The sequence below is a fragment of the Azospirillum mesophilum genome, from assembly GCF_053470405.2.
The window spans coordinates 138739-156751 of sequence record NZ_JBPXMQ020000016.1; the positions used below are offsets into that span (position 1 = coordinate 138739).

Genomic DNA, 18013 nt, shown 5'->3' on the forward strand with positions numbered 1-18013 from the left:
TGTACCGCGAAGCGCTGTGCATTTTCCCGGCCTCCAGATGCTCGCTCCGCGCATCTGGCTGGGGAGATTCCGCCACTTGAGACCCAGTAGAATGCCCGCGTCGAGTTGGACCACGTTCGAGGAGCACATGCACACCGACGCCCGACGCCTGCTGACGGCCCTTCTGGTCGCACTCCCACTGGCGGGGTGCGCGGCCATTGAGGATCGTCCCGAAAAGCCCATCGCGCTGGTTCCGCCGCCCACCGATCCCGGCGCCGCCCCATGGAAGCCGACCGTGGCGGACGGCAGCGCCGTGCGCGCCGGCGCCGTCTGGGCGGCGGCGAGCCGCGAGCACGTCGTCCGGCCGCTCCAAACCGCCTCCCGCAGCACCGCAAACGCGCTGTCACCGACCGTGCTCGGGCTCGCCCGCTCGTTGTCGTCGGTCACCACCGTGGAAGCCCGGACGCCGGGCGTCTACGCGGGCCTCGCGTCGAGCAACGTCGCCTGGGCGCGCTACTGCGCGGAAGGTGCCGGCATGACCGCGGGCGACTGGCAGATCGTCACGACTGAAGGCGGGCTCGCCCACCTGCCGCCCCTGTCGTTCCGCGCCACGTGCCGCGCCCCGAGGTAATCTCATGTCCAGCGCCTCTTCGCTCCCGGCGGCCCTGTTTGCCCGGCTGCAACGCCCACCAGCCTCCGCGCCGCGTGCGCCCAAGCGCCTGTCGGCCACCACTGTGCAAATCGGCGTCGTCGCCGGTCTGCTCGCCGCCGCACTGTCGCTCGGCGGTGCCGTGATCTACGCCCGGTCGCTGGTCGGCTCCGAAACCCTGCGCCTGACCACGGTGCGCGAGCACGGCGTGCTGTCGGCCGCCGGCGCAGTCGAGGCGGCCATCCGCGCCGCCGACGCCGACGCGGCGCAGGCCGTCGCCGACGAACTGCTGACGTACCCCGGCATCCAGGAGGTAGTCATCGACCTCATGGTCGACGGCAAGCCCGACACGCTGGCGAAAGCGTCGCGTCCGCCGCGAACGCTGTCTCCGTGGACGGCCTGGGTGCTGGCCGGTATCGACATCGGGGAACAGGCCGACGTGGACGTGTTCGGCGAGAACGGGACACATGTCGGTCAGCTCACCGTCACCGCCGACCGCGGCTTTATCGGGCGCGACCTGGACCGCCTGCTGGGCACCGCGATCGCTGTCGCCATCGCCGTCGGCGGGCTGATCGGTTTCGCCGCCTCCCTGCTGTTCGAAGCCCTGGCCGCCCTGCCCGCGCGCAAGCTGGCGCAGAGCATCCGCGCTCTGAACGTGACCGCTGCAGCGCCGACGCTGACCGTGCACGGCCTCTCGGCGCTGCGGGACATTGCCGACGCCGTGACCTCACTGCTCGCGCAGGCGGTCGAGCACCGACGGCAGGAAGCGGTGATGGAGCACCGGCTCTCCCTGGCGCTGCGCGGCTCCCGCGCCGTGATCTGGGAATGCACCCTCGCCACGCAGGCGTGGTGGTGGTCCGACAGCGCCTATGCCCTGTTCGGCTACACCGGCCACGAGGCGCTGCCACCGGACATCTGGAACCGGGCGGTGCATGAGGAGGACCGCGAGCGCGTCCGCGACCTGATCGCCGCCTACACCGCAGGCGCTGTGACCGACTTCGGCGCCGAGTTCCGCATCGAGCGGCTCGACGGGGAGATCCTCTGGGTCGAGGCACGCGGCGCCCTGGAGCGAAACGCGGCCGGGGTGACGGAACGCTTCGTCGGCACCCTGACCGACATCAGCGACCGCAAGCGGGTCCTGGAGCAGATCACGCGTCTCGCCACGACGGACAGCCTCACCGGCCTCGCCAACTCGGCCATCGTTGTGGACCTGCTGGAGCGCACCGTCGCCCTGGCCGACAAGCGGCACCAGCGGGTGGGGGTCGTTCACATCGCCCTCGATCGCCGCGATGAGATCGCCAACGCGCTCGGTCTCGACCGGCTGGACACCATCCTGTTCCACCTCGCCCGGCGCCTCGTCGACACGCTTCCGCCGTCGGCGACGGTCGGCCGCATCCAGCAAGCCGAGTTCGTCGCCATCCTGCCGGACGTGCCGACCGTGTACGAGACCGCGCGTCTCGCGCGTCAAATCCTGGCCAGCATCGAAGAGCCGCTGTCTCTGGACGCGAAGCAGCGCGTGCAGGTCACCGCGTCGGTCGGCATCGCCATGACGCCCGACGACGGGGCCACAGCCGAACCCCTGCTTCTGGCTGCCAAAAACGCCAGCTACCGGGCGGCCAACGACGGCGGTGCCCAGGCGGCCTACACCTCCGAGCCGCTCGACCTGCAGATGCGACGGCGTCTGGCGCTGGAGGACGCGCTGCGCGCCAAGGACCCTGCTCTGTTCGGCTTTGTCTATCAGCCGCGCGTGTCCGTCGCCGATGGACGCGTGGTGGCCGCCGAGGCGCTGCTGCGCGCCCGCTTCGCCGATCAGCCGGTCCCGCCGTCGGAGATTGTCGACACGATGGAGGCGGCCGGCTTGGTGAAAGCCGTCACGGAAGCGCACCTCGACGCGGTATGCGCGCAGGTCGCCGCCTGGTCCCAAACCGCCGGCACGCCCCCTCCGCCGGTCGGGATCAACCTCTCGGTCCGGCAGATTGCCGACCCGCACATCGTCGACGCCGTGACCAACACGCTGCAGCGTTACCACCTGTCGCCGCGCAGCTTGTGCCTTGAGGTCCACACCGCCATCCTCGACCGTCCGCGGCTCGCGAAGGAAGCCATCGAACGGCTGCGCGCCGCCGGCGTGCAGGTCGTGCTCGACAGCTTCGGCGCCAGCGGCCTGCCGATCGTCGCGGTGGCGGACATCCGGCTGGACGGCGTTATCGTCGACCGCGAACTGGTCAACCGGCTGCACGGTGATCCGGCCAGCGAGGCAGCGATCCACGCCGTGACCGCCATCGGCCGGGCCTTGCGTCTCCCCATCGCCGCCGTCGGCGTCGAGCGGCAGGACCAGCGCGACCTGTTGGCCACCGCCGGCGTCGCGGCGATCCAGGGCGTGCTGACCGGCCCGCCGCTCGACCCGGCCGCCTTCGCCAAGACCTACCTGCGGCGGGTGTGACGTGCTGACGGGGATTCTGCCGCGGCTGTTCACCAAGGGGACCGCCGCCCCGGCAAGTCCGGCTCACGATGCGCGAGCCGGCGGGCAGGACCGGCCGCGCGTCACCGAGGCCGACCTGCACGCGCACCTGGTCACGCTGTCCGCGCAGGATCGGCAGAAGCTGATGGCGGCGCTCGACCGGGCCGCGACGCGCCGGGACCACCTGTTCTGCGCGGACGTGGAACGCATGCTGCGCACGGTGCTGCACGCCCTGCATGTGTGGCCCGACGCGTCGGCCGACAGCAGCCTCTGGCGCGCCGTGTCGGTCGCGGCAGCGCACACGCTGGTGGACGCATGGTCGCTGGAGCGGGTCGAGTGGGCGGTGCCGCGCCCACTGCTCGGCGCGCTCGAAACCTGGGTGTCCGCCTACGCGTTCTGGCCCCATTTCGCGGTCGCCTACGCCGATTCCGGCGACGATCCGGACGCCCGGTATCTGCTGATGGGGGCCGCGATGAGCGTGACCGGTGCTGCCCTGCTGGACGACTGCGAAATCCCGGCGTTGCGCGCCCACGCCCACCGCTACATCGCCCTCTCCGACCACCAGTTCACCCGCGCTATCCGGCTGTTCGCGCGCCTCCTCATCGTCGCTCCAGCCGTTTATGACTGCCTCGTCGAACGGTTCGGCGTGTCACGTGCCGAACTGGCCGCCCTGCCCTTCCAGCCGCCCAACCAGCGCAAGGCGGTGCTCGCCGGGGCCGAGGCGGACCTCGCCAAAATCGCAACGGCGTTCGCCGCGCTCCCCGTGGTCACGGAGGACCAATTCACCCTTGCCGCCTCGCAGACCGCGCTGCTGTTCAACCGGCTCAGCGACGTGCTTCTTCTCATTCCGCCAACAGTGCGCGAGCAGGAACCGCAGTTGGAACGCTCCGCCTTTGCGCCGCTGGTGGACTTCGTGATCACGCGATGCGAACGCCACGTCGCGACCATCGACGTCGCGCTGCAGGCGTGGCTGTCCGAGGACATCGACGGCACCGCGTTCGCTGTGCGGGCGGCCGCGCTCCGCGAGGCGCTGGAGCATTTCGAGGCGGACACCCGCACCGTGACGAGCCTCCTCCGGCTGCGCGCGGCGTCCGCCTGGGGGCGGCGGTTCACAGCGGCGCGCCGGTTGGCGGGGTGCGCGGTGGCCGACGTGCTGTTCGCCCGCACCAACGACCTCCTAGCCGGGTGCTCCTTCGTCTTCCACAACCCGTCGGACCCGCCCCGCGCCGTGCCCTCGCTGGAACGACGCGCGAACGAGCATGAGTTGATCCGGCTGGTGGACGCGGCAGCCAGCGTCGCCCGCGCCTGCGGGAACCAAGTCGCCGCGCAGACCGCCGTCACCAACGCGGTGGAGCGGGTGGCCCGCCAAGCGGTGCGCATCCAACGGTCCTGGATGACCCCGGGCCACCCGCGACACCGAGAAGTGATTGCGGCGGTGGAACACGCCGTCTGTCTCGCGGCGATTCTCGACATTCCGCACGCGCTGCAGTCCATCGCGCTGCGCAGTGAGGGGATCATACCCAACATCTACACCGAACTGCGCTGTCATCGGGCCGGCCTGCCGACGCGCCCGTGCTGCCGGCGGCTGCACGCGATCTTTGGCTCTCCGGCTGCCGCCGCCGAGGCGGCCCGGCGAATGGCCGCCAGCGCGGACGCCTCCACCGTCCCGTCGCGGCCGGACCTGCCGCGTTAACGCCGGCGCGCCAGAATCGCCGAGATCTCGGCCAGCTGCGCGTCGTTGAGCTTGCCCATCAGGGTCAGGATTTCGAGGCGACCGGTGTGATTGCGCAACACTCCGGTTCCGTTGGCGGTGCGCAGGTAGCCGCTGTCGGCCGTACCCTTCGCGAGTTGGAACCGGTCGAGGCGGCGGAGCGCTCCGCGGCCAATGCCCGCCGGCAAGTCGCGCGGGCGACGCGCATCCAGTTCGGACAGAGATGCCAGCGTCATGAGGTCGGTGTCCGTGATCGACATGGCGCCCCCTCCTCCCTGTCACTGGTTCTGGGGCGGAGCCGGTACGGCGCCGTCCGCACACGCCGACGGCGTGGCTGCGCCGCCGGTCGCCCGACGCTCGGCCAGCGTTTGCCGCAGGTAGGCCACGGCGTCGTCCGGCGTGCCGAGCGCGCCGGTCTGCCGACGCCGGTTCACCATGCCGCCGTACTGCCGCCACGTGATCGGCACCGCGCCGGCCGCGATCGCCAACTCGCGCTTGCTCAGCGCAACATCGAAGTGCTCCTCGGCCGTTCCGGGGTGCTGAATCCACCGCCGCGCGACGGAGATGCGGTCCACCATTCGCAGCAGTTCATCGGTTGAGTCGGCGACCAGGTGGCACATGCGCATCCCCCTGTGCGGCGCCTTCCAGTCATCAACGTACACGGTCACGGCCAGATCCTTGTCGGGCTGAAGGCGAAGCGGGAGGGTAGTCGGTCAGCGCATTACGCCGCTACGGCTGGCTCCTCGCCCGACCCGCTCGCGTCCTGACCGGTTGTGTGGACTAGGCGCAGGCTGGCCACACGGCCGGTGGTGATGTCGTAGACGGTGCGGTCCCCGACGCGGCGCTCCCAGACGTACCGGGCGGTCCCGTCCATCGCCGCGGAGCGGTCCGCGACGCTGGTCGCCAGGGCGAGTGCGTCGTCCGCCTCGACACTCAGGCGAAACACGGCAGGGCGGTCTTTGCGGACAAGGTCGAGGGAACCGCCGGGCACGGGTTTGGTCAGCAGATCGAGGCAGGTTTGAGTGCGCCCCTTCGTCGCGGGGGGCCTGGGTTTGCTCATCATGTTCACCAGGCAAGTCGTTTTTCGTTGTTCAGCCATCGGAAGACACCACCGCGCTTGGGCTTTCCTCCGTTCCACCGACCACCCTCCAGGCGATTCCGTGGAAGGCGCAGTAGCCGATCATGCGGTAGACCAAGTCCCACTCTTCGAAGCTCAGCGGGGCGAAGCGCGCCCGGATCGCGGCGTCGCTCCACACCAGCGAGGTGAAGCTCCCACCCGTGTCGCGCGACAGCCATCCAGCTTCCGTTTCGTCCAAGGTGCTGACGGATAGGCCAATCACCGAACTGAAATCGGCAATCGCCAGCACGACCTTGCGCGGCATCGGCAGGTTGGCGAGGTCGATCTTTGTTGGCGCCTTTGGCCGTTCTGTAGGCATCGCGGTCACCTTTCCCCGTCGCGCGTCGGCGACGGTCGTGTTGAGCCCGATCGACAGATAAGCGGGGTCGCTTCATCGGGTCTGATTAAGCGGGGCCGGATTTCGGGCCTGCCGTTTCGGACCGGCCGCATTCCGCAGTTGGAAGGCGAGCCAGATATTCAGCAGCCGCCACCGCGCCACACGGCACGAACGTGGTGGCGACACCGACGCTGCCGACCTTGGGCGCCCAAGTGCGGAACAGAAGCCCGCCAGGGACTGGAATGGCGTCGGTGGTGAGACAGCCGCCCCATTGCTCAGCCAAGCCGTCGGGGCGGTGGGAGACGATCACGGCGGGAACGACGTTTTTGGTGTCCATGGCGGGTTTCCACTCCGGCCTATTCCGCCGCTTGGGCCGGTGCCGACGGCAGCACGGCCTTGACGATGCCTTGAAGATCGGTGCTCGCGTCCAAGAGGTAGCGAAAGAGAACCGAGATTGCCTTTTCCTCGTCGCCGGCACGCCAGAACGAGCCTATGGCTTCGCTGATCTCAGGGCCGTGGGCGGCATCCTTGAGCAGAGTCTCCACGTACCCCAGGCAGTCCAGCCGCGCCGACCGGCGAAACCATCCCTTGCGGGAACGGGCTCCAATGAGGCATTCGAGCGCCAGCACCATCTGGCGCACGTCGCCGGCGAGGCGACGCGGGCACTTGTGATAGGTCGGCATCGCGGACAGCGCCTCGCCGGGGATCAAGGCGACGCGCAGCCCGTTGCCGGCGTCCCCGAGCACGGTGATCGGATGGCCTTCTGGGGCGATGACGATACTGCCCGATGCGGGCCGAAGTTTGGGCATAAGTCTGTTCCCTATGGATCGGAATCACGTTGTTGTCCGACTCTGGCCGAGGCCGCTGCCCATGCAGCGGCAGGCGTCGGTCACGCCCCAGCCGGGCGTAGGAGCGCCGTCTTCCCCCCGGCCTTGCGCGCCCACTGGCGATCCTCGCCGGTAACGGCAGTCAGACAGGAGCTGGCTTCGAGCGTACCGTTCTCGATCAGGAACGCGGTCCACAGCTTGCACCCGCGCTGGTACAGATCGTCGCGCGATATCGTGAGCGTCTGACCGTCAACGGTTGCGGCACCGTGCACCCGGTATGTGTTTGGGCCGGTGATGAGATTGACCACGAGGAGAAGGGCGACGATGGCGGCGATACCGCCAAGAAACGTAGCAATGAATCTCAAATCTTTGCGCATCACGGCGTTCCTTCATCACGGCTTGAGACGGTGGGTGACCCAGGGCGCGGCCCACATCAACGGGCTGTTGGGGAAAGCGCGTCGGCACCGCTCAGCTGCTTCTCCCGCCGCCGTTGCCAGTCGCCAGCCAGGACGAAAATCCCGTAGACCGTCAGCAGCGTGAACGCCGGAACGGCGTTCAACAGGAGATCGGCACCGGCGAACCCCCTCGAGAGGATCTGCTGGGATGCCCGCATGCCGGTGATGGAAGTCGGTTCGATCCCCCGGCTGGTCATGTCACCGATGCGGGCAGCGGCCGAGAGCGTACTGTAGACGTGGGCAAGCGCTGCGACGGGCAGCCACATCTGAATCCAGGCCACCGTCGCGATGGCGCGCCCGAGGGTGACGAAGGACATCCAGCCGCACAGGAAAAGGCCGAAGACCGGCAGTGCGGCGACAAAGGCGGCTGCCTCAATCATGCCGAGAGCCGGTCGCACGACAGACACAAACAGAGACCCGCCAGGGCTTTCTTCGCTCAGGACCTCGCGAATGGCGGCGGCATAGGCGTTCCCGGCGCTGTCTTTGGCCCCTTCGGTCAAAACCTTGTCGACGACCGGCTCCAGCAGCGCGGTCCGGATGTAGTGGTCGGCGCTGGTGCTGATCCCCACGGCGTTCAACGCGTTCTGAACCCGCGCCGAGACCGCCGCCCCCTCAGCCCCCGGCATGGACAGGGCTTGCGCGAGGGCTTCCCGCTTGAACCTGGGCAGGAGTTCTTCCGTGGTGTAGGCCGCGAGTTTTTCGTAGGTGTCCACGCAAGGGGTTGCCGGCAGCGCGCCGCCAACAGTGGCCTTGCCGACGGGTTCATCTCCGGCGGCGCGCAGAGCCTTAAGGAGATCCGGCGCCCTGACCAGCTGGTCGGCGTATCCCGCCTCCCTGCGTTCGACGATCTTCTCGCCTACGCACCGCCTGATGTAATCCGCCCACGACGCGCTGATGATGACACCGGGCGTCGCCTCGCCGATCACGGCGGCGTCGCCGAACTTCTGCGCTTTCGCGGCCCCACGCACCTTCATCAGCGTTCCCAGCGGGTCTTCCAACCCGGCGGTCACGGCACCAGGCTTGGCGAAGCTGGCGCTGATCACGTCCGAGAACGCCTTGCTCATCCCCGAGAACAGACTTCCGGTCCAAGCGATGCCCTGCGGTACGTCGGTCAGCGTGCGCGAGCTGCCGTCAACCGCGTCCTTGAGGACGACCGTGGTCGTCGCTCCAAAGGATCCCACGATCACCAACGCGACCACGAACACCCGCCCGACCAGGGCTTTCCAGGTGGCTCACCGTTTCCACGTGCCAGTTCCCATCGCGGTCATGCCTGCCGCCAGCGGCAAGGCAATCATCAGCGCGAATAGGACGATGCCGTCGCTGGTAACGGCCTTCCCCACCGCGTCCAAACCCTGCGCGACGAGTGTTGAACTGCCAAAAGTGTGGATCACCAACGGCATGGTTATGGTCCCTCTGATCGGATTCACAATGGGCGGGATTTGCGGGGTTGGTCGGCGCGCTGCGCCATGCGGCTACGCTGCGGCGCTGTCGGGCTGCCTTTCCGGCTCGACGACGTCCATCTCCCTGGCTGCGAAGAAGTCGCGCCACGGAATGCGTTGCAGGCCGTCGTGGACGGGGCGCCAGAACGCCCACTCCCACCGCTTCGGGCCAGTGGCAATGATTGTCCAGGTCTCCCCACCTCCCAGCAGCTCCGCGACCCGGTGCGCGCGGCCGACGGGGCAGAACCCGATGCGGCCGGGGCGCATGGTCCGCCGTTTCACGCCGGCAAAGGTCAGCACCTCCTCGACGTAGCCGCCCTTCACGATCAGCGTGACGAAAGCCCAGGGATGATCGTGGTATTCCGGATCCTGATCCGCGCGGTGAAAGTGGTGCAGATACAGCCGATACGGACCGAGGCGGACCAGCTCACGCCGTGTCAGATAGGGCGTGCCGTCGGCACCGTAGAAGGTCTTCACCTTGTTCATCGTCAATCCCGGTGCTTTTCATGGGGGCGTTGGCGGGCGGTGTGCGCGGCTCAGGACGTCGCCTTCGCCGGCGCGCGGCTGAAAGCCGCGTGCATCATCTCCACCCGCAGGCCGGGCGCGGCGTTCAAGGCGTCGCACATCTTCTGGCGGAGCGCGCCGGTCGGATCGACCTGCTTCATCAGCGGCGTGAACTCGAACAGTTCGAGGTTCCCGAGCTGCACACCGCCGTTCCACCCCTTCGTGTTCCCGATGAATTCGGGAACATCGATGGACACGCGGTCGGTAGGGGCGGGTTCGGCCATGATGGTGTCTCCAGGTGCTTATCGAAGAGAATCCGCGCGTCGACGGTCCGCTTTAGGAACTGGGGCCGAAGTACGCGTCGGCCGCAGACTGGTCGATGATGTAAAAGCCACCCTTGCCGCAGACGCCGGCCGGCCGGTCACGTAGAGCACGCAACACGGCGCCGCAGCGGATGCGCCCGGTGAGCCAGAGGCGCACCGTCTCGACGACATACGCAACCGTCAGGCCCGCGGGGGCGAAGTCGCTGTCCTCGGTGGGCAGGTTCATGGCCGGGGCGTGCTCCCTACACGGCCACAGCGTTGCGCCGCCTCGAGAGCCGCGCCCACGCATTGGAGACCGACCCCAAGACGCCGCGCTCGAGCCAGGGATAGAGCAGACCGCCAACGAACAGCGACATGCCCAGCAGCGCCACCGGGCCCATGACGACCGGATAAACCACCGCCCCGGTCATTTTCGCCGTCGCAGGGCTCATCGCTTCGAGCGCCATCGCGAACGCATAGGCTTCGGTGTTGGCTCCGATCCAACGCGCCATCCACGTTGCATAGTGGTCAAGCATCAAAGCAAAAAGGATCAGCGAGAACCCAAGCGTTCGAATTGCGAGCATCTGTTCATCCTCTGTCGGATTTTGTTGCGAACTGGCGGGGGGCGGGGTCGCTCAGGGCCGGATGCCTCCCCTGCGCGGTCGCGATCCGCGCGCACACCATGCCGAGGAGGGCCGGCAGAACGCCCACCGCCAGCAGGTGCGACCATGTAATCGTCATGCCCTTAACGGTGAACGCGAGGGGCACCGGTAGGGACGATCCCAGCCAGCGGTTGATGACGAGCGGCGCCAGCCAGAGCATGCCGGCGCTCATGACGAACGGTGGCGCGAAAGCGCCGCCCACGAGGATGGGCAGCGGCAGGGCGCGCGTCCGCTGAACGTCGTGCTGGAACTCAGGGGACGTGTAAGAGACCATGCTTTTCCTCCCGCGCCGTCACTGGATTGCCGTGGTGATCGCGGCGGCCCAAGGCGGCTCCGTCCCGCTCCGTCGCCGCTGCGCTGCCAACTCGCGGCGCCGGACCAGATATCTCTCCCACCATTGGATCTCGATTTCCCGGCGGTCCGCTGGCAGCGCCAGCAGCTCCATCCCGTCGGGTACGCGTACCCGACGCTGTCCGTCGGCCACATCGGCTTCGGCGGCTGCCTCCGGCGACTCTCGTGTCTGCGGGCCGCTCATGGGAATGCCTCGCCCATCTGCGCCGGCAGGAAGGACGCAGCCGCACCGATTTGCTGCCGGGCGAAGAGCACGCGGCCGGTCAGTTCGGTTTCAATCCCTTCCAAACCGTGGCGTTCCTCGGGGGCGAAATGGTTGCGCGCGAGCGCCTTTCTCACCAAATCTCGCAGCGTTGCGGCGAAACGCTCATCCGCTTCGATGTCGAGAGGGAGCGGGTTGATGAGCGCGTCCTCAATGAGCGTCGCCGCCTCGACGGTTTCGTCGGTGGTGAAGGGCTTGAGGCCGCCAGCTAACCGCTCAAGCGTGGCGCGGGACATACCAGGCATGGGGAACGCACCTTTTCATGCGGCTTCATTACAGCGAGGCCGCGTCAGTATCGCTGAGCCAGTGCATGAAAATCCCGCCGTCCAGATGCTCGCTGCGGGCATCTTTCCCGGTGAAAAATGTCATTTCCGTTGAGCCTTCAATCTCGACAGCGGCACCCACACCACGAACGGCCCGACGGGACCGCTGACGCTCAGTGCCATTCCCACACGGCAGGTACAGCGTCGCCCTCGAAGATCATGACCGGGAACGGCTCTTTGTAGTCGCCAAGCTCCATGCCGGGTGAGCCGATCGGCATACCGGCAACGGCGATGCCCCTAGCCGGCGGCCGCTCGGCCAGCAACCGCTTCACGGAGCTGGGCGGCACGTGCCCTTCGAGCACAAAATCACCGACGGTTGCCGTGTGGCAGGACCATAGGGTCTTGGGAATGGCGAGTTCCTTCTTTTTGCGCTGCAGGTCGCTGATGTTGACGACCGTCAGCGAGAATCCCTCCGCCTCCATGCGCTTCACCCAGGCTCCGCAGCATGTGCAGGAGGCGTCGCGGTAGACCCGCACTTCGGAGGCGGGAGAGGCCGCCGCTGATCGTGTGATGGGCGCGATGAGCCCAATTCCGGACAAGGCGATGGCGCTGCGGAGCACGCTGCGGCGGGAAAGGCGCATCCCAGTATCCCCATGATGGTTTGGACACGGCAATCAGCGGGAGGGCGCGGCTCAGGGCCGCGGTGTGCAAGACCGCCTGTCCATTGTCGACGGGGAATTATTACTGGGAAGGAAGCGCAAAATCCCGCACCCCAGATAAGCGTTGGCGTCACCTTTCTCGGTCTAAACTGGTCGGGGACGAGCCGCGAGCCTACCGCCTGACAGGGCGACAGCCCTCGCCGCTCTCCCTGCAACTATGAGCCGGACGGCCAGGTCCAACGTGGCCAGTACCGCTCCCGAAGCGTCCATTCCCGGCCATCGCGCGGCGACCAGCACCGTTGGTCCACCGGGTTCAACACCTCGCTGCCGCGGCGGTAAGCGTCGTGGACGTCCGGCACTTTACCCACGTCCTTGGCCGACAGGCGCATTCACGAAGGCCGTTAGCAGCAACAGCGGATCGAAGCACCGCCAGCAGGTCGAAGGAGCACCGATCGCCGAGAGCGTCAGCGCGTGCTCCGGCGGATCATCCAGGACGACGCGCCGGGTCAGCAGCAGCTGCACGAAGTCGCGCAGCGGTGTGGAGCGCTGATCATGGTGGGCGACCCATGGATCGAGCTTGCCGTCGGTTGTGGGCACCAGCCGAAACACCGGAAGATCGCGCCACGCGCTGTAATCCTGCAGGGCGAACCCGACAAGCCAGGCACCTCGCACCCCAGCCTCATGGCACCGCTGCTGGCGGGACGCGATATCATCGAGCGAGCACCGCGACAGTTGCATCTCCAGAGCGATCCGCCAACCTTGACGGGGATGTTCGCCCAGAACATCGGCCCCCCCATCTGCCGTCCGGGGCCGCAGCTTCCGTAGTAACCTGATAGCCGAGATCCTCAGCCGCGCGCACCACAACCGCTTTCGCCACGAGGTGGGCCGTTGTCTCACGGTGCCCACATTCGCTCCCCGACGCGTGGCGGAAAAACTGCCACCGAAGTGTGGAGGTCACGGGGGGATCACCGGCCGACCGCAGCAGCTGGCCGTCAGGCCACCCACGGCCCGGTAATAACCCGATTGAGCGCATCCCACTCGAAGGCGGTCATCGACCAAGCCGGGAACCGAAGCCCTGACGTTGAAAAGGCGAGGCGCGCTCAAATCCACGAAACGCGCTCAAAGCCGAGAAGACGGAACGTCGTGGCCCGGCGGCGCAGCGTTTGAACGGCGAGCGCCGCGGCTCCCAGCTCGCGCCAGTGGGCCACAACATCAACCGGTGCCTCCAATTGCCCTTTGCCCGCAAACCATAGTTCGACCCGCTTTCCACCGCATCGGCGGGCAAACACATCGATCGCCGTCTCGTTTCGACTGGAAATCTCCAGATGAGCGTAGTCGCGTCCGTCCGCAATAATTCGCGCTTCCAACATACCAGCCCCCGATCTGGCCGTTATTACGGGAACGATAACATTGCACCTGCAATACTTTCGTTTCTGTTCGGCGCGGCTGTTCGATCCGGGTCGCGGAAACTTCCAACAGTTGGCGTCTGGCGGGCGACGCCGCCCGCAGCGCAACCGGCGCATCTTCATGATGAGCATGCCGAGCACCCCGAGGACCGCATAACCCAGAAGACCAATCGCCCACGCATCCGAGTCGCACAGGATTGCGATCACACAGCCGGCCACCGCAGCGAAGACCATGATCAATATCTGCACATCCACCACGCGTTCGCGATCCTCCATCTCCGCTTTCGTGAGCACCGGCGGTTCACCTTGATGGCGGTTCATTGGGGACCTCCTATTGCTCGGGCGGGAGTGTTCTGAACGGCGGAGCCGCCTCTGGACAAGGTATGAGAGTTGTACCTTGTCCAACGGCCACCGACGACGATCAGCGGGCGCGAGGTACCGGCTGATCGGACTTCACTTCGCGCACCGCTGCGCCCCCCGCCGGGTCGATGTTGAGGATCGGCACTGGGGCGGAACTGGCACCGAACATCTGAACTGGCAGCGCTCCATTCCAGCGTTCGGCTTGGCGGAGCGCAATGATGGTCGGATTACGGGCAAGCGCGTCGGCTTCCTGGGTGATGCGGTAGGCTTCGGCATCGCCCAGCTTCCGCACGCGATTGGCGTCGGCCTCGGTGTTGATGCGCGTGCTCTCAGCGCTGCCGCGCGCCTCTTCGATTTTGCCGTCTGCCTGCCCCTTGGCCTCGATCGCCCGCGTCTCGGCCTCGGTCGTCTTGCGGGCCTTGACATGAAGCGCCTTCTCCGCCTCGGCCTTCGCCACAGCCGTGCCATCCACCGCTTCTCGGAAGCCCTTGGAGAATTGGAGGTCGGTGTACTGCAAGTCCACGATCTGGACCTTGTAGAGGCGCTTAGCCTCGTCCGTGATGCGGTCTAGCGCCTCCCGGGCAGCCTCCATCCGGTTCGCCGCGAGTTTAGTGGCGGCATGCTTGCCGAGCGTGGCCTTCATGCTGCCCAGCGCCAGCGTCTCCAACCGGCTCTTGTAGTCGTTGGCGTTTTTGAAAACCCATTCCACATCTTCGGCACTGATGCGGTAGGTGAGCTTCATGTCCACCGTGACTTCCTGGCTGTCGTCGGTGAAGGTGTTGGCCTTCAGGATCTCTAGTTGTTGGAAGTCAACCGGAATGCGGGTGATGCCGTTGACGAACGGCACGTATGGCAGAAAGCCCGGGGGCGCGACGTTGACGAACTGACCGGCGCGCGTGACTACCACGCGCTCTTGTTCGGACACGAAGGTAAAGGGCTTGAAGGCCAGTGAGACGACCACGACCGTTAGGCCGATGGCGCCATAAGTGGTGACCTTGCGCTTGATCAAGGCGAGACGCGGCCTACTCGGTCCGCCTTGTGGCATGGTATTGGATTGGGAGGTGAATATGTTTTTCATTGCATGTGCTTTCGCGATGAGAAGCTTTCAGTAAAAGCGCATGGGGCGCTTTCTGCTAGCGCAAGCCCCACCCGCCGGGCCGGGCGGGTAAGGGGCTGGTGGAGTCGGCCATCCGTACGCATCCGGTGAATGACGCGGATGCGTGTCTAACCGGTCAGCGGCCCGTTCGGTAGATTTGGATCAGTTCCTTGAGGTTCTCGACGCCATCCTCGGTCAGTGCATAGAACCACTGCTCGCCTGGGCCGAACACGGTCAGGCAACCGTCCTCCGGCTCCAGCTCGATAGCGATGTCGATCAGCCACTCGACGTCCTCGCCGAGGATTTCGGCGACGCGCTCCATGGTCACGAGGTTGCGGGTTCTGGCCATGGTTCCTCAGGGCGCCGAGGTCGTCTCGTGCAGGCGCTTCCATTCCCAGGGCAGCAACTCGTGCAGCTTGTTCTGCGGCAGATCGTTGATGCGGGCCAGGACGTCGGCCAGCCAAGCCTGGGGATCAACGTCGTTCAACTTGGCGGTCATGATCAGACTGTACATCGCGGCGGCGCGCTGCCCGCCGCGGTCCGAACCGCAGAACAGCCACGCCCGTCTGCCCAGGGCCACCCCCCTCAGCGCCCGCTCCGCCGCATTGTTCGTCAGGCACACCCGGCCGTCACGCAGGAAACGGGTGAAGCCCTCCCAACGGGTCAGCAGATAGTCCATCGCCTTGGCCACCGGCGCGTGCTTCGACATCCCGGCCCGTGCCGCCCGCATCCAGTTCTCCAGATCATCAACCAGGGGCTTGGACAGCTCGGTGCGCAGCGCCAGACGGTCGGCCGCCGAGCACCCGAGGGCCTCGCGCTCGATGTCGAACAGCGGATCGATGCGCCGTACCGCTTCCAACGCCAGCGGGGAGATCGGGGGCGCCCCCTTGCCGCGCCGCTTGTTGGCGGCGATGTCGGCCAGTTCGAAGAATTTCCGACGCGCGTGCGCCCAACACAGGGCCTCGGCCACGGGCTCCGGCCGTCGGCTCACGTCGTAGAGGCGGTTGTACCCGGCATAGGCGTCGGCCTGCAGCACCCCGGTCCACCCGGCCAAGTGTGCTTCGGGATGCCCGCCGCCACGGTCGCGGGAATAGTGGAACAGCGCCGCCGGTGCCGCCTCGCCTGCGAAGGGGCGATCATCGCGCACATAGACCCAGATGCGGCCGGTGTCGGTCTTGCCCTTGGCCAGAACCGGCACGGTCGTGTCGTCGCCGTGCAGCCGCTCCGCCGCCAGCACATGTGCTTCGAGCCGGTCGAGCAGCGGTTTCAGCACGCCGCACGCCGCCCCCACCTGGTCGGCCGCGGTAGACAGGCTGATCGCCATGCCCTCCTTGGCGAAGCGTTCGCACTGCCGGTTCAGCGGCTGATGCTGGCCAAACTTCTCGAACAGCAGCGTGGCCAGCAGGTTCGGCCCCGCCCAGCCGCGCGGCGTGGTGTGGAACGGTGCCGGCGGCTGGCTGATCGTCTCGCAGTCCCGGCAGGAGAATTTCTCACGGACCGTCTGGATGATCTTCCAGCGTGCGGGGATGCGCTCGGCCGTCTCGGTGATGCTCTCGCCCAACTTGCACAGCCGGGTCGAGCCGCAGCACGGGCACGCCTTCGGTGCCGGAATGATGATGCGCTCGCGCGGCAGATGGGCCGGGAACGGCTTGCGTGCCGGCGTCTTGCGGGTGATGCGGGCTGTACCGGTCACCTCGGCCACCCGTTCCGCCGCCAGATCGTCTTCGCCGACGCTGGCCTCCGCCTCCTCCAACTGGAATTCGAGTTGGTCGAGCAGTCGGGAGGTCCGTTCGGAGCGCCGGCCGTAGAGGTCGCGCTGGAGCTTCTCGATCTGGAGCTTCAGGGTGGCAATCAGCGCCTGATCGCCGGAACGCTCGGCCCGCGCCTGGGCGGCATCCGCCTCGGCCACCGCAGCCCGGCCGCGCGCTTCGATCAACGCGGCGCGCAGGGCGTCGATGGTGTCGGGCAAGGCGTCCATGGGGACGGATTGTACCCGGAAACCCGCACCAATCCTCGCGCTTGCTGCCGGAGAACGGCGCACTGATTCACTGTGCCGCAGCTTATCCGGCCGTGCGCGGCCTCCAGGTTTGCTGCGGATTGCGCCAGTCGATCGCGTCCAAAAGATACGCGAGCTGGGACGCGGAAATGGCCACGGCTCCGCTGGCCGGGCTGGGCCAGATGAAACGGCCCCGCTCAAGCCTCTTGGCGTACAGCGACATGCCGAGCCCATCATGCCACAGGCACTTCACCAAGTCGCCGCGACGCCCACGGAAGACGTAGAGATCGCCGGCATGAGGATCGCGGCCAAGCCCTTCCTGGACCTTCAGCGCCAGCGAATTCATCCCGCAGCGCATGTCGGTGACCCCGCCGGCCAGCCAGACCCGCACGCCGGAAGGCACCGGGATCATGCCGACCGTCCCGACAGCGCGGCGATCACCGTGCCGACAAGGGCCGGATCGACCGGGCCGGTGATGCGCAAGCGCGCCGTCGCGAACTCGACCTCGATGAAACCGGCTGGCGGGGCCGCGGGCGCCGCTGCCGGCTCCGTCACCTCCTCCGGTGCCGGAGCGTCGGTGGCGACGGTGATCGGCAGGAAGGCGGGCAGCCGGGGCTGCTGACCGAAGAACTGGCGGCGCCAGCGGTACAGCAGGCTGACGTCCACGCCCAAGCGCCGGGCGACTTCGGTCGCCTTGACGCCCGGCTGGAACGCCTCTTCGACCAGCCGCAGCTTCTCCTCATCGCTGAACTGCCGCCGCCGCTCCAGGCCCGTGATCACCTCGACGCGTTGGATAGTCATAGGGACTGCCATAGGGATAGCCATAGGGACAGGCCCTATGATTCGGCTCTCCGGAAAAGCGGGTTGATTTGAGGTCAAATCGCATCCTCCTCGATCAGCCGCGTCAAGGTTGATAGGTCGATGCCGAGGTGGACATCGGGTGGAGGCGGCGGGGGCGCCATGTCGCGGAAGTGCGTGACGAGCCCGATCATTTTCGGCTCTGGCCCGCGCCGCCGGTACGCCGGCACATCAAGGTCGGCGTGCCAGTCGCGCAGCAGCTTGCCCTTCGGCGCCGGAGCGATCTTGCCGGCGCCGTGGGCCAGCAGCACCTTGGCGCGCAGCACATCCACGCTGTAGCCCCGCCCCAGCCGGTTCAGCACCTTCACCAGACCGTTCAGCG

28 protein-coding genes are annotated in these 18013 nt (G+C 67.3%); 3 read left to right on the plus strand and 25 right to left on the minus strand.

What is annotated here, in order from left to right:
• The first annotated feature begins 91 nt into the window (after nucleotides 1-91).
• Genes ACSVC7_RS17335 through ACSVC7_RS17345 form a run of 3 tightly spaced genes read left to right on the plus strand, consistent with a single transcriptional unit; the run spans nucleotide 92 to nucleotide 4779 of the window.
• Nucleotides 92-610, plus strand: coding sequence for a hypothetical protein (locus tag ACSVC7_RS17335; RefSeq protein WP_448205447.1), 519 nt, complete (start codon nucleotides 92-94; stop codon nucleotides 608-610).
• A 4-nt stretch (nucleotides 611-614) separates the two neighbouring features.
• Nucleotides 615-3068 (plus strand): putative bifunctional diguanylate cyclase/phosphodiesterase, encoded by a 2454-nt coding sequence (locus ACSVC7_RS17340; RefSeq protein ID WP_448205448.1) that lies wholly within the window; start codon nucleotides 615-617, stop codon nucleotides 3066-3068.
• Between the two features lies 1 nt (nucleotide 3069).
• Nucleotides 3070-4779, plus strand: coding sequence for a hypothetical protein (locus ACSVC7_RS17345; RefSeq protein ID WP_448205449.1), 1710 nt, complete (start codon nucleotides 3070-3072; stop codon nucleotides 4777-4779).
• Here ACSVC7_RS17345 and ACSVC7_RS17350 read toward each other — a convergent pair.
• The 25 genes from ACSVC7_RS17350 to ACSVC7_RS17470 all read right to left on the minus strand — a co-directional run.
• Nucleotides 4776-5057 (minus strand): hypothetical protein, encoded by a 282-nt coding sequence (locus ACSVC7_RS17350; protein ID WP_448205450.1) that lies wholly within the window; start codon nucleotides 5055-5057, stop codon nucleotides 4776-4778. The genes ACSVC7_RS17345 and ACSVC7_RS17350 overlap by 4 nt on opposite strands.
• A gap of 18 nt (nucleotides 5058-5075) precedes the next feature.
• Nucleotides 5076-5465: a DUF4031 domain-containing protein gene (locus tag ACSVC7_RS17355; protein ID WP_448205451.1), complete on the minus strand. Its 390-nt coding sequence runs from the start codon at nucleotides 5463-5465 to the stop codon at nucleotides 5076-5078.
• 53 nt (nucleotides 5466-5518) lie between these two features.
• Nucleotides 5519-5743 (minus strand): hypothetical protein, encoded by a 225-nt coding sequence (locus tag ACSVC7_RS17360; RefSeq protein ID WP_448205452.1) that lies wholly within the window; start codon nucleotides 5741-5743, stop codon nucleotides 5519-5521.
• Between the two features lie 145 nt (nucleotides 5744-5888).
• Nucleotides 5889-6233 carry a hypothetical protein gene (locus ACSVC7_RS17365; protein ID WP_448205453.1) on the minus strand — a complete coding sequence of 115 codons (345 nt, stop codon included), beginning with the start codon at nucleotides 6231-6233 and terminating at the stop codon, nucleotides 5889-5891.
• Nucleotides 6234-6318: 85 nt separating this feature from the next.
• Nucleotides 6319-6588, minus strand: a complete 270-nt coding sequence (locus ACSVC7_RS17370; RefSeq protein ID WP_448205454.1) for a hypothetical protein — start codon at nucleotides 6586-6588, stop codon at nucleotides 6319-6321.
• A gap of 19 nt (nucleotides 6589-6607) precedes the next feature.
• Nucleotides 6608-7060: a hypothetical protein gene (locus tag ACSVC7_RS17375; protein ID WP_448205455.1), complete on the minus strand. Its 453-nt coding sequence runs from the start codon at nucleotides 7058-7060 to the stop codon at nucleotides 6608-6610.
• A gap of 80 nt (nucleotides 7061-7140) precedes the next feature.
• Entirely contained in the window at nucleotides 7141-7455 is a 315-nt protein-coding gene (locus tag ACSVC7_RS17380; RefSeq protein WP_448205456.1) for a hypothetical protein, read from the minus strand.
• Nucleotides 7456-7511: 56 nt separating this feature from the next.
• Nucleotides 7512-8750, minus strand: a complete 1239-nt coding sequence (locus ACSVC7_RS17385) for a conjugal transfer protein TraG N-terminal domain-containing protein (RefSeq protein WP_448205474.1) — start codon at nucleotides 8748-8750, stop codon at nucleotides 7512-7514.
• A gap of 15 nt (nucleotides 8751-8765) precedes the next feature.
• Nucleotides 8766-8933 carry a hypothetical protein gene (locus ACSVC7_RS17390; protein ID WP_448205457.1) on the minus strand — a complete coding sequence of 56 codons (168 nt, stop codon included), beginning with the start codon at nucleotides 8931-8933 and terminating at the stop codon, nucleotides 8766-8768.
• Nucleotides 8934-9005: 72 nt separating this feature from the next.
• Nucleotides 9006-9458 carry a hypothetical protein gene (locus tag ACSVC7_RS17395; protein ID WP_448205458.1) on the minus strand — a complete coding sequence of 151 codons (453 nt, stop codon included), beginning with the start codon at nucleotides 9456-9458 and terminating at the stop codon, nucleotides 9006-9008.
• A gap of 50 nt (nucleotides 9459-9508) precedes the next feature.
• The gene (locus tag ACSVC7_RS17400) at nucleotides 9509-9760 is read right to left on the minus strand and encodes a hypothetical protein (RefSeq protein ID WP_448205459.1); all 252 of its coding nucleotides are present in this window, start codon (nucleotides 9758-9760) and stop codon (nucleotides 9509-9511) included.
• Nucleotides 9761-9812: 52 nt separating this feature from the next.
• Nucleotides 9813-10025: a hypothetical protein gene (locus tag ACSVC7_RS17405; RefSeq protein WP_448205460.1), complete on the minus strand. Its 213-nt coding sequence runs from the start codon at nucleotides 10023-10025 to the stop codon at nucleotides 9813-9815.
• Between the two features lie 16 nt (nucleotides 10026-10041).
• Entirely contained in the window at nucleotides 10042-10362 is a 321-nt protein-coding gene (locus tag ACSVC7_RS17410) for a hypothetical protein (RefSeq protein WP_448205461.1), read from the minus strand.
• Between the two features lie 4 nt (nucleotides 10363-10366).
• On the minus strand, nucleotides 10367-10714 hold the full coding sequence (locus ACSVC7_RS17415) for a hypothetical protein (RefSeq protein WP_448205462.1): 348 nt from the start codon (nucleotides 10712-10714) through the stop codon (nucleotides 10367-10369).
• A gap of 18 nt (nucleotides 10715-10732) precedes the next feature.
• Nucleotides 10733-10975: a hypothetical protein gene (locus ACSVC7_RS17420; protein WP_448205463.1), complete on the minus strand. Its 243-nt coding sequence runs from the start codon at nucleotides 10973-10975 to the stop codon at nucleotides 10733-10735.
• Nucleotides 10972-11298: a hypothetical protein gene (locus ACSVC7_RS17425; RefSeq protein WP_448205464.1), complete on the minus strand. Its 327-nt coding sequence runs from the start codon at nucleotides 11296-11298 to the stop codon at nucleotides 10972-10974. Before ACSVC7_RS17425 ends, ACSVC7_RS17420 begins: the two co-directional genes overlap by 4 nt.
• Nucleotides 11299-11489: 191 nt before the next feature.
• On the minus strand, nucleotides 11490-11957 hold the full coding sequence (locus tag ACSVC7_RS17430; RefSeq protein WP_448205465.1) for a DUF411 domain-containing protein: 468 nt from the start codon (nucleotides 11955-11957) through the stop codon (nucleotides 11490-11492).
• A gap of 378 nt (nucleotides 11958-12335) precedes the next feature.
• A complete protein-coding gene (locus ACSVC7_RS17435; protein WP_448205466.1) occupies nucleotides 12336-12713 on the minus strand; it encodes a hypothetical protein in 378 nt (125 codons plus the stop codon).
• A gap of 362 nt (nucleotides 12714-13075) precedes the next feature.
• Entirely contained in the window at nucleotides 13076-13702 is a 627-nt protein-coding gene (locus ACSVC7_RS17440) for a hypothetical protein (RefSeq protein ID WP_448205467.1), read from the minus strand.
• 100 nt (nucleotides 13703-13802) lie between these two features.
• Nucleotides 13803-14750: an SPFH domain-containing protein gene (locus ACSVC7_RS17445; RefSeq protein WP_448205468.1), complete on the minus strand. Its 948-nt coding sequence runs from the start codon at nucleotides 14748-14750 to the stop codon at nucleotides 13803-13805.
• A gap of 223 nt (nucleotides 14751-14973) precedes the next feature.
• Entirely contained in the window at nucleotides 14974-15186 is a 213-nt protein-coding gene (locus tag ACSVC7_RS17450; protein ID WP_448205469.1) for a hypothetical protein, read from the minus strand.
• Between the two features lie 6 nt (nucleotides 15187-15192).
• Entirely contained in the window at nucleotides 15193-16815 is a 1623-nt protein-coding gene (tnpC, locus tag ACSVC7_RS17455) for an IS66 family transposase (RefSeq protein WP_448205470.1), read from the minus strand.
• 82 nt (nucleotides 16816-16897) lie between these two features.
• Nucleotides 16898-17245, minus strand: a complete 348-nt coding sequence (gene tnpB, locus ACSVC7_RS17460) for an IS66 family insertion sequence element accessory protein TnpB (protein WP_448205471.1) — start codon at nucleotides 17243-17245, stop codon at nucleotides 16898-16900.
• On the minus strand, nucleotides 17242-17634 hold the full coding sequence (gene tnpA / locus ACSVC7_RS17465; RefSeq protein WP_448205472.1) for an IS66-like element accessory protein TnpA: 393 nt from the start codon (nucleotides 17632-17634) through the stop codon (nucleotides 17242-17244). The genes tnpB and tnpA overlap by 4 nt, the downstream gene beginning before the upstream one ends.
• Before the next feature lie 74 nt (nucleotides 17635-17708).
• On the minus strand, nucleotides 17709-18013 hold a 305-nt coding region (locus ACSVC7_RS17470; RefSeq protein WP_483508466.1), incomplete at its 5' end, for a hypothetical protein.